The organism is Nonomuraea guangzhouensis (assembly GCF_019396345.1).
In the GTDB taxonomy this organism is placed as follows: Bacteria; Actinomycetota; Actinomycetes; order Streptosporangiales; family Streptosporangiaceae; genus Nonomuraea; species Nonomuraea guangzhouensis.
This window is the reverse complement of record NZ_JAHKRM010000009.1, coordinates 416,617-426,764: the sequence shown is the minus strand read 5'-3', so window position 1 is coordinate 426,764 and position 10,148 is coordinate 416,617. Positions and strand designations below refer to the sequence as shown.

11 protein-coding genes and 1 pseudogene are annotated in these 10,148 nt (G+C 70.0%); 5 read left to right on the top strand and 7 right to left on the bottom strand.

Annotation, left to right across the window (positions count from 1 at the left end; all coding sequences use genetic code 11):
• The 3 genes and pseudogenes from KME78_RS21285 to KME78_RS21275 all read left to right on the top strand — a co-directional run.
• A pseudogene (locus tag KME78_RS21285) lies at positions 1-589 on the top strand (ISAzo13 family transposase); the annotation flags it as partial.
• 68 nt (positions 590-657) lie between these two features.
• The gene (locus KME78_RS21280; RefSeq protein WP_219530839.1) at positions 658-2,925 is read left to right on the top strand and encodes a hypothetical protein; all 2,268 of its coding nucleotides are present in this window, start codon (positions 658-660) and stop codon (positions 2,923-2,925) included.
• A gap of 123 nt (positions 2,926-3,048) precedes the next feature.
• The gene (locus tag KME78_RS21275) at positions 3,049-3,843 is read left to right on the top strand and encodes a CPBP family glutamic-type intramembrane protease (RefSeq protein ID WP_219530838.1); all 795 of its coding nucleotides are present in this window, start codon (positions 3,049-3,051) and stop codon (positions 3,841-3,843) included.
• Here the strand turns inward: KME78_RS21275 and KME78_RS21270 are convergent.
• The 7 genes from KME78_RS21270 to KME78_RS21240 form a co-directional block, all read right to left on the bottom strand.
• Positions 3,809-4,480: a response regulator gene (locus KME78_RS21270; RefSeq protein ID WP_219530837.1), complete on the bottom strand. Its 672-nt coding sequence runs from the start codon at positions 4,478-4,480 to the stop codon at positions 3,809-3,811. The two genes, KME78_RS21275 and KME78_RS21270, sit on opposite strands and share 35 nt — an antisense overlap.
• A complete protein-coding gene (locus tag KME78_RS21265; RefSeq protein ID WP_219530836.1) occupies positions 4,477-5,694 on the bottom strand; it encodes a sensor histidine kinase in 1,218 nt (405 codons plus the stop codon). The genes KME78_RS21270 and KME78_RS21265 overlap by 4 nt, the downstream gene beginning before the upstream one ends.
• A gap of 47 nt (positions 5,695-5,741) precedes the next feature.
• Complete coding sequence (locus KME78_RS21260; protein ID WP_219530835.1) at positions 5,742-6,293, bottom strand: pyridoxamine 5'-phosphate oxidase family protein; 552 nt, start codon at positions 6,291-6,293, stop codon at positions 5,742-5,744.
• Positions 6,290-6,823 carry a cupin domain-containing protein gene (locus tag KME78_RS21255; RefSeq protein ID WP_219530834.1) on the bottom strand — a complete coding sequence of 178 codons (534 nt, stop codon included), beginning with the start codon at positions 6,821-6,823 and terminating at the stop codon, positions 6,290-6,292. The genes KME78_RS21260 and KME78_RS21255 overlap by 4 nt, the downstream gene beginning before the upstream one ends.
• A complete protein-coding gene (locus KME78_RS21250; protein WP_219530833.1) occupies positions 6,820-7,512 on the bottom strand; it encodes a hypothetical protein in 693 nt (230 codons plus the stop codon). Before KME78_RS21250 ends, KME78_RS21255 begins: the two co-directional genes overlap by 4 nt.
• A 9-nt stretch (positions 7,513-7,521) precedes the next feature.
• The gene (locus tag KME78_RS21245; RefSeq protein WP_219530832.1) at positions 7,522-7,971 is read right to left on the bottom strand and encodes an anthrone oxygenase family protein; all 450 of its coding nucleotides are present in this window, start codon (positions 7,969-7,971) and stop codon (positions 7,522-7,524) included.
• A gap of 130 nt (positions 7,972-8,101) precedes the next feature.
• Positions 8,102-8,884: an IclR family transcriptional regulator gene (locus KME78_RS21240; protein WP_219530831.1), complete on the bottom strand. Its 783-nt coding sequence runs from the start codon at positions 8,882-8,884 to the stop codon at positions 8,102-8,104.
• Between the two features lie 102 nt (positions 8,885-8,986).
• Between KME78_RS21240 and KME78_RS21235 the strand changes: the two genes are divergently transcribed.
• Complete coding sequence (locus tag KME78_RS21235; RefSeq protein WP_219530830.1) at positions 8,987-9,259, top strand: nickel-binding protein; 273 nt, start codon at positions 8,987-8,989, stop codon at positions 9,257-9,259.
• The gene (locus KME78_RS21230; protein ID WP_219530829.1) at positions 9,252-10,148 is read left to right on the top strand and encodes a TAXI family TRAP transporter solute-binding subunit; all 897 of its coding nucleotides are present in this window, start codon (positions 9,252-9,254) and stop codon (positions 10,146-10,148) included. The genes KME78_RS21235 and KME78_RS21230 overlap by 8 nt, the downstream gene beginning before the upstream one ends.

The window sequence follows — 10,148 nt, the reverse complement described above, 5'->3', positions numbered from 1 at the left end:
GGAGCTGCTCGAGATCAGCCAGCCCCCGATCGGTCAGGCGGTCACCGAGACCGGCAAGCTCCTGGCCGCCCGCAAACTCAAGATCGACCCCACCGTGCTGCGCTTCTCCAGCGCCGGTGCGCTCCGCAACTTCCTGGACAGCAACATCGTCCCGACACGGCCGAACCGGCTGGCGCTGCTCGGAGATCCGGCGCTGACCGGGATGAGTCGCCCGGAACTGACCGCACTGATCGAGCGGCTGTCGCTGCGGCAGGCCGCCGAGGCCGAGCGGCGCAAGCATCGCCAGCGCGGCGGTGACCGGCAGGCCGGCGCCCGCGGAGGCATCTTCCAGGAGAAGATCACCGACGCCGAGCGCGTCCTGGCGGTCATCCTCGGCATGCGCAAAGTCTGCACCTGGCAGGTCGTAGCCGAACTGTTTCAAGTGAGCCGACGAACTATCGGCAACGCCAAGATCTGGGTCCGCCCACTGCTGGAGGAGGCCGGCTACGCCGTCACCCGATCCGCAACCCGATACTCCAGCGCCGACGCGCTCCTGAACGCCATCACACCGCACCACGACATCCCACGTGTCACAGAATCGACACCTTGATTCTTGACGGCTCCCTAGGGTTGGGCGCCTTTGCCAGATCCTGTCCGCTCGTGCCCGAGGGTGTGCCCGTGCGCCGCTATCGTTTCGGCAGAATCGCCGCGCTGTTCGCCGCCAGCTATGTGGCCGCGGTCGTCGGGTCCGGCGTCCTCGCGCTGGCCACCGGCGACCCCGCGCTGCTGCGCGAGATCGTCACCAGCGGGTGGGACCCGGAGTTCATGCCCTACACCTGGTGGGTGGAGCTCCTCATGGTCGCGGGCGGAGTCCTGCAGGGGTGGGCCTACTGGCAGGTGCTGCGCGGGCGGCCGACCGGCGCGGCGGCGGTCAACGAGCGGCCCGTCCGGTTGTTGCGGGCGGCCCTGTACCTCAGTGTCGCCTGCACGCTGCTGTTTCGGCTGCCGATCCCGTACCAGTGGTGGCTCGGCCTGCCTTCCGACCTGCTCCAGGGCGCCATCGTCGGGCTGTTCTTCGTGGTGCTCGCCGGGAGCCTGCCTCGATGGCTGCGGCTGCTCGGGCTCGTGGCGGGGCTGGCGAACGCCGCCATGGACACGGCCGACACGTTCGTCTACGGCCTCGGCCTGTGGGACGTCGCGCCGTTCGTCTCTCCGTACCGGCTCGGCAATGTCGTCTACCTGCTGTGGCTGGTGCCAGTCCTGGTCGGCCAGGCCAGAGACGCGCGCTGGACCCGAGGCACCGTGCGGATGGGCGGGGCCGCGGCGGCGCTGTCGCTGCTGTCGTCGGGAGGTCATTCGATCGTCTCGTTCGGCGGTTCCGGCGTTGACTACCACCTGTTGCTGCTCATGGCCCTGAGCATCCTGGGCGTCTTCGGGACGGTGTGGCAGGCCCGCTCCGCCCACGACCTGGGCGGCCCGGCCCCCGTGCCGTCGCCGGCGCCTCCTGTCCAGGTCGCCCCCGCGCGGGCGTGGCCTCTCGCGGGTGTGGCGGTGGTGCTCCCGCTGATCCCGGCGGCCGTCAACCTCGCGGACGGCATGCCTGTGTGGATCGGCCCCAGGGGCGCGGTCGACGACCTCTTCCACGGGTACCTGAGCTACCCGGCGACGGTGCTCTGGGTCGCCGTGGACCTGCTCGTCGGGGTCGGCGCCCCGGCGGTACTGGTCCTGATCGCGGTCGTACGCAGGACCAGGCGGCTGCTGCGGGTCACGATGCCGGCCCTGACCCTCGCCGCGGCGGCGGGCGTCGTCACGGTGCTCACCACGAAGTCCGAGGCGGACTGGCGGATCATCCCCGAGATGGCCGAGGAGCGGCTGGCCCTGTACCCGGACGGGCTGTTCGAGCCGGACGACAAGGGCGACATCCTCTTCGGGCTCTCCCCGCTGTGGTACAGCCTCGCGCTCGCCGCCTCCGCCTTCGTCCTGCTCCTCCTGTACGGCGCCCCGCCCGCCGCCCGCCTGCGCCACCACGTGCTGGTGACGGCGCTGGCCACCTCCGTGGCCCTGTGTTTCCTGCCGGCCGCCGACCAGTCACGCGGCCCGATCACCACGGCCGCGAGTTGTTCACCGCCCGAGCCCTGGGAGAACGGAGTGGCCGCGGAGGAGCCCGCGCCGCTGACCGGTGCGCGCGCCTTCATCTGCGCGGTACGTCAGCACAATGCCCTCGATTTCGCCGCCACCACGCCCGACCAGGTGCTGCTCGCCCACGGCCGTCGCCTGTGCGCCGCCTACACCCGCGACGACCCGCGCGAGCTGGCCCGTCTGCAGGGCAGGGAAGTGGCGAGCGACCTGGGCTGGGTGCTCGCCGGGATCTGCCCGGCCGCGAACGCTAAGGTCTCGGCGAAAGCGGCCGCAGAGGAGCGCGAATTCGACGAGATGGCGGCCGAGGAGCGCCGCAAATGCGCCGCCACCCCACGACACCACCCGCTCATCAAGCCCGCCAAGGCGATCCGCCTCAAGGAGCCGGAGTGGCCCGAGGCGGGGCTGGACCTGTACGACGAATTCGCCGTCGAGGGCAAGAGCACGACAGCCGGCCCGGTCACCGCCGAGCCCGGCAGGGTGACGGTGAGCACGGATTCCGACTCCCACGTCTGTGTCACGCTGGAGACCTACCCGCGCCGCCCACCGGTCGAGACCAAGGGCTGGGACGACGTCGTCGAGGTCGGCTACGCCAACCAGAGCGGCGAGATGATCTTCATGGACGGCCTGAGCGGCACCGAACTGCCCGACCTGTCGCTCAACGGCCGCAAGGGGCACTACCGGATCCGCGTGCACTTCGCCTGGTCTCCCTGGAAGGGCGAGGAGTACGGCACCCAGCGGCTGCTGATCATGGCGTACCCGGGCCCGGGCGACCAGGTCACCACCTACCGCAAACCGCCGAGGCGCTGAATGCTGCCGGAGTACTAGTCCCAGAAGAGGAGAGCCAGACGAAGTACGGACCGTGGGTGGATGGCGGCGGCGGCGCGTTCTTGAACACTTGGCCAGGCCAGTTCCCCGAAAGAAGGTCTGTCCGTGTTCGAACAGCTCTCCGATCGCACTTCGTCGATCGTTTTCATCGTCCTGACGCTCACGATCTCCCTCGGCACCGCCAACATCGCCGGAGGGCTCATCCTCGCCGTGTCACCGCTGCTCGTCGTGCTGGCGATGCTGCTCCTCATCACACGAGAGGGCTACTCCAGAGACGGGTGGCGCCGGCTCGGCATGGGGCGGCTCGGCCTGTGGACCTGGCCGCTCGCGGTCGCCACCACCGCCGGCGTCTGCCTGCTCGCCACCGGGGGCGCCGTCGTGCTCGGCTTCGGCCGGTTCTCCGCGCCGCAGGGTGACTGGCTGCAGTCGGTGATCGCCGTGTCCATCACCGGGCCGATCCTGGCGTTCGCCGAGGAGATCGGCTGGCGGGGCTATCTGCAGCCACGTCTCGCGTTCCTGGGCGAGCGCTCGGCGATGCTGGTCGTCGGGCTGGTCTGGATCGCCTGGCACCTGCCGTACATCCTGCTCACGCCGTACTACCACACCGAAGGGAACCGCGGCCTGGTGCTGCTGCTGTTCGGGGGCTCGGTGATCGCGTTCTCGTTCCTCTTCGGGTACCTGCGCGTCATGTCCGGCAGCGTGTGGCCGGTGGTGCTGGCGCACTTCGCGCACAACGCCACTTTCGCCCTGTTGCTGGAGTACGCGGTCTCGACCGAGCAGCCCGTGGTGATGCGCGAGTACCTCGCTGGTGACACCGGGTTGTTCGTGCTCGCCGGCACGGCGGCCTGTGCCCTCGCGATCGGGATCAGTCGGTCAGCCCGTGTGTCTGCGCGAGGATGACCGCCTGCACCCGGTCACGTAGTTCGAGCTTGCGCAGCACCGAGCCGAGATGCGTCTTGACGGTCGACTCGGCCAGCTGCAGCCGCGCGGCGATCTCCGCGTTGCTGAGTCCCAGGCCGACCGAGGCGAGGATCTCGCGTTCGCGGGTGGTCAGACGCCCTAGCCTGGACGCGGCGGCGGGCGAGTGCTCGGCGGATGGGGTCACCGGCGGCGCGAGGACGAACGAGTCGATCAGGCGGCGTACGAGCCTCGGCGCGACGGGCGCCTCCCCGGCGGCGGCGGCCCGGATCGCCGCCAGCAGGTCCGCCGCGCCCGCGTCCTTGAGCAGGTAGCCGGCCGCTCCGGCTCGAAGGGCGGCGATGAGCAGCTCGTCGTCGTCGAACGTCGTCAGCATGACGACGCGTGGCGGGTCGGGGGTGGCAAGCAGCCGCCGGGTGGTCTCCACGCCATCGAGCCCCGGCATCCGAACGTCCATCAGGACGACGTCCGCACGGTGCTCGGGCCGCCGCAGGGCGTCGAGGGCCGTCTGCCCGTCGCCGGCCGATCCGACGACCCGCAGATCCGGGGTGGCGTCGAGGATCATCGCGAATCCGGTCCGAACCAGCTCCTGGTCGTCCACCAGGAAGACGCGAGTCATGGAGTGGCAGGCGACAGCGCGGCGACGGGGATCGTGGCGTCGACCACGAATCCCCGGCCGGAACGCGGACCCGCCTCCAGCACTCCGCCCATGGCGCGCAGGCGCTCGCGCATTCCGTCGAGGCCGTAGCCAGGTGGGGAGGCGGTCGCGTCGGCGCGACGGCTGCCGACGCCGTCGTCCTCGGCTCGAACCATGATCCCTCCTGGTGTCCTGGCGACGACCACGTGCGCTGTGGCGTGCGGGCCGGCGTGCTTCAACACGTTCGTCAGCGCTTCCCGTACGACACGGAGCACAGTGAACCGTATCGCGGGGGGAACGTCGTCGAACACGCTCGGCTCGGCCTCGACCTCCACGGCGAGTCCCGTCGCCCGTACCGAGTCCACGAGCTGCCGGAGCTCGGCGATCCCCAGCCGGGCCCCGTGCGCCTCGTCGGGCCCGTCGGCGTCGCGGAGCACCTCGATGACGCCACGCACCTCGGCCAGGGCCGATCGCGCGGTACGCCCGATGGTGGCGAAGACCGTTCCCGCGTCCCCGCGCTCCCAGGGTCGCGCGTGCTCGGCGGCGTACTCGGCACCGTCGGCCTGCACGATCACCACGGTGAGGCAGTGGGCCACGATGTCGTGGATCTCCCGCGCCGCGGCGACCCGCTGCCGCTGCGCGACGAACCGTTCGTGCTGCAACCGGCCCTCCTCGAGCCGGGCACTCGCCGCACGCAGGGCGCTCATGTTGGCCTGGCGGCCGCGGACGAGATTGCCGATGACCCAGACCAGCACGAACAGGATCCCCAGGAACACCGCGTTCTTGAAGACGTTCGCCTCGTACGCGGGCGGGGTGCTCCACCGGAAGCCGGCGAGCACGCTGCCGGTGAGCGCGGCACCGAGGGCGAGCAGGCGGATCGGCACGGAGGCGACGTGCGCGGCGACGGTGTAGACGACGATCGCCTGCGCGATGTCGGCCGGCAGCGGAATCGGCACCACCACGAGCTGGACGGCGAAGGCCGCGGCCGACCAGGCCAGAACCGTGGCCGGGAAGCGTCGCCGTACGGCGAGCGGGAGGATGGCCGCGGTGGCGACGAGAAAGGCGGGCAGCCCGGCGAGAGCACTCGACAGGCCGAAGACCAGCCACATCGAGCCGGCCATGATCAGATCGAGCAGCCTGGGGTGCTCTCGTGACCACTGGTCGATGCGGGCCGCGAGGAAGTTCCGCTGTTTCAAGAGTTCTCCGTGACCGTCCGGCCTGAGCGGCACCCCAGGATAGAGGCTCAGGCGGTTCTGCGACCGACGACCACGTCGTAGGGACGCATGGCCGTCACACCGCTGCCGTCGGGCGCGAAGTCGAGGATCATGCGCCAGAGGAGCCGCACCCGGTTGTCCGCCCACAGGGCCGAGATCGGGTCGATCCGGAAGAAGACCTGCTGGCTGTGGTCCTCGGGGGTCTTCACGTTGTCGTACATGGAGGTGTCGGCGAGCCAGGGGAACTGTTCCGTGCTGACCTGGACGGCGCGGCCGATCTCGGCGGCGTCGGTCAGGAGCGTCGCCCGGCCCTTGACCTGGAGCGAGTACACCTGGAACCGCTCCTCGTAGCTGCTGAGGTGGGCCACCGTGTAGCTGACGCGGGGGTCCTTCAGCATCTCGGTGTATTTGCGGTTGTAGGTGAAGGTGTGCATGTAGACCGAGAGCCCATCGGAGGCGATGTGCATCGTCGAGGCGGACGGGCTGCCGTCGTCGTCGATGGTCGCCAGTGTCGCGATCTCTTCCTTGCGCAGCAGGTCGGCCACCGACCGGGAGACCTCCCGCAGGCTCGGCTCTTTCATCTTTCGTCCTTCCAGTCGTAGGCGGCCAGGTCGATGGCGGGGTGGATGGTGCCGCACGTGCCGCAGGTCCGGGCCTGGAGGTCGGCGTTGAAGCGCGCGCAGGCCTGGGCGTAGAAGCCGGCGGCCGGAAGATCGTTGACGTGCTCCCATTCGTAGCGCTCGAGCTCGATCCCGCAGCCCGGGCAGTACCACGCCGTCCCCACCAGCCCGGCGTCGAGCGGCATGTAGCGCAGGCAGACGCCCTCGTCGGTGGGGATGATCTGGTGGGGGGTGCCGGCGGGGATGTAGGCGATGTCGCCGACGCTCATCTGGAAGGTGTTGACGGAGCTGTCCCGCAGGGCGATGCGCGCGCCGCCGCTGAGCTGGGTGATCACGGTGTCTTTGGCGCACACCAGGTGGAAGGGCTGGGGGAGCAGGTTGCGCGACAGGTAGAGCTGCGGATCGACGGCCTCTTGCAGGACCGCGGCGTCGGTGTAGGCGCCGACCTCCTTGGCGGCCTTGAAGGCGTGGAGCATGCGGCGGCGGTTCATGCCTGATCCTCCTTGATCAGCGCGTGGTAGGCCCTGTTGACGGCATCGGTCTGGGCGACCTGCCGCAGCCACCCCCACTGCGCGAGAGGGAAGACGGGGTTGACGTGCCCGCACTCCGTACAGGTGCGCCCCTCGTCGCTGTTGCGCAGCCGCGCGAACTCTCGCGACCCGGCGATGGTGGCGAACTGGCGGACCCGGTCGTCCGCGGAGCCGAACCGGGTGGGATCGTGACCCGCCACCCCGTGCGGGGTGGCGTCGTAGTCGATCCGGGCCAGCTCGGCCTTGCACTTCTGGCAGCGCGCCATCAGGGTCTCGTTCTGGTCCCCCGCCTCCGACTGGTGCTGCGTGATCGTCATGACCGCGAACGCCGAGGGATCCTTCTCATCGCGCAGGAACGAGTTGACCCCATGCAGCGGCTGAGTGGCGAAGATCTGCCCCGAGGACAGCAGCGACTGGTGCGAGCCGTAGACGACCACGACTTCGGCGACGGAGTTGCCGTGGAAGAAGTGCCCGTACTCCTCGTCGGGGCCGCCCCACAGCACCGCGCCGCAGGGCACGATCGAGCCGGCGTCGTCGTACGGGAACAGCGGCATCAGCTGGGCGGCCGCTCCCGACATGCGCTCATAGACGTTGACCTTGAGCGGTTCGCGGGTCGGATCCGGCGGTGGGATGCGCCGTGAAGACTGCACGGTGTCCTCCTAGGACAAGGCGGCGAGTACGAAGAGGGTCAAGCTGACGACCGCCACGACGGTGCGGCCGAGGTGCAGCCATGACCAGCGGACATGGAGGTCGGCGGCATCGGGCGGGGGAGCGCCCTCGGGGAGCCGGCGGAAGCGGGAGTTGATCGGTTCGAGCAGCAGGATGGAGCCGACGACGACGAGCGCGATGCCGCCGACGGCGATCCAGGCCAGCGTCCGCGCCAGGCCCTCGTGCCCCAGGGCGTGGGTGACGCCCAAGCCGATGACGATCACGGCGATGATCGGCATGGTCGGGTCCATGCGGTGCAGTGACCTACGGAAATCGACGGCGCGCGGCACCGGGTCGAGGCGGCGCCAGACCGGGATGCGCTCCCAGGCGATGGTGGTGATGGCCCCGGTCCAGATCCCGCTGAGCACGAGGAGTGCGGCGGTTACCAAGGTTTCTAGCATGCGACATCCCCTAGATGTAGCGCCATGCGGAACAGTGAACCGCATTGTGCTACTTGAATATCGAGCTTGGCAAGCGGAGATGACGAAGGCCGGACCCCGTGGGGATCCGGCCTTGGTGGGCTGTCTTGCGTTAGACGATGTAGCTGCTGAGCTCTTCGGCCGAGCGCATCGCGGCCTCGGACACCTTGGCGATCCACTGGTCGTCGACGCGCGAGCGCGGCCCGGTCACCGCGAGGGCCGCGCGCACGCGTCCCTGCAGGTCCTTGACGACGACACCCACGCCGCCGACGTCGTTCTCGCTCTCGCCGACGTTGACGGCATAGCCGCGGGCGCGTACCTCGGCCAGCTCCGCGCGCAGGGCGGGCAGCGAGGTGACGGTCCGAGCGGTGGTGGCCGCGAGCACGCCGCTCGGATAGAGGTCCGACAGCTCACGGTCCGGTAGCTCGGCCAGCAGGGCCTTGCCCGACGAGGTCGCGTGCGCCGGCAGCGTCCAACCCACCCGGGAGGACGTCTTGAGCGTCTGCTCGCTCTCCACGCTCTCGACGAACAGCACGTCGGTGCCGCGCCTGGTGCCCAGATGCACGGTCTCGCCGGTGGCGTCACGCAGCCGGACGAGCACGCCGTAGGAGCGGGCGCGCACGTCCATGTTCTGCACCACGGCCAGGCCGATGTCGACCAGCGCCGGACCGGCGCGGTAGCCGCGCGAGTGCTCGTCCTGCTCGACGAAGTGGTGATGGCTGAGGGTGGCGAGCATGCGGTGCACGGTCGAGCGCGACAGGTTCATCTCCCTGGCCACCTGGTTGACCCGGAGCAGCTCGCGGCTCTCGAAGAGCCGCAGCAGGCGCAGGACGTTGTCGACCGCGCCGATCAGCCCGCGGGGGCGATCGGGCTCTGGCGCCGCCTCGGAATCCACAGAGAGCAGGTTATCGCGCACGAAACAACCCCTTGAACTCTTCACAGCTTAGTTGCATAATCCGGGACAGTGTTCCGCATCATGACACATTGGAGCTCGGCAATGTCACTGTTTCTCGGCCTGCACCAGGCCCCCGGCCTGTCCCCGGAAGAGGTCGCCGGATACGGCCCCGAGGTCGCCAAGAACGTCCATGCCACCTTCCAGCGGCTCTTCGTCAACACCACCGACGGCTTCATCGTCACCCTCTACGAGGCCGCCGACCGCGACAGCGTGGAGCAGGAGTTCGAGCGGGTCGGTTTCCCGTTCGACTCGATCACCGAGATCGACTTCAGCCTGGACGCCGACGGGCTCACCCGGATGGTGGACGGTGCCTGAGGTGCTGAACCGCCCGGTCACCGTGCACTTTCGCGGTGATTGGGGGCAGGCCAACATGCACCGGATCTGCGGCTGGCTGGCTCAGGAGATGGGCGATCGCGTCCCCGAGGGCTCGCGGTTCGCCATCTGGTCCGGGCGAGGGGGCCACGATCAGGTGGCGGCCCTCCTGGCCGGTGCGGCGGACATCGCGATCATCACCCCGACCGCGGCCGTGCGCGAGCTGTACGGCGACGACGACCGGCTGCGCTGCCTCGGCGTGATCGGCCAGCGCGACCGCCTGGTCGTCGCCGTGGACGCCGCTCTGTCCGCGGAGACCGTCGCGGACCTGGACGGCGTGACCGTCGCCACCTCGCCGGATGACGGCGTGAACCTGGTCGGTCATCTCGCGCACCGTGTGCTCCAGCGGGCGGGCAAGCTCACCTTCCTCTACGAAGAGCGTCCCTTCCCCGCCGTCCACCGCTTCGCCCGCGGCGAGGCCGACGTGCTCGTCCACGAGGCGATCATGATGCCTGCCTGGCAGCGCGTCGCGGACCGCCGCCCGGTCCGCTATCTCCCGCTGGACGAGCCCGGCTGGCCCGCCGCCACGGTCGAGGCGGGCTACCTGCCCGGTCTGACCGAGGATCTGCGCACACTCGACTTCTCCGACTTCGCCGTGCTCTGCCGCAGCGACCTCGCCGACGATATCGCCGGCCTGGCCACCTGGTGCATGGTGAAGACCCGCCGGGCGCTGGAGGTCCAGTACGCGCACATCCCGGCCGACCGCTCCCCGCTCACCTATCCGCTCGTCCCCGCCGACATGGCCCGGACGCCGATTCCGCTGCATCCCGCCGCGGCGGCCGTCTACGCGGAGCCGGACGACGCGCTGGACGACGCGCTGATCTGGAGCTGA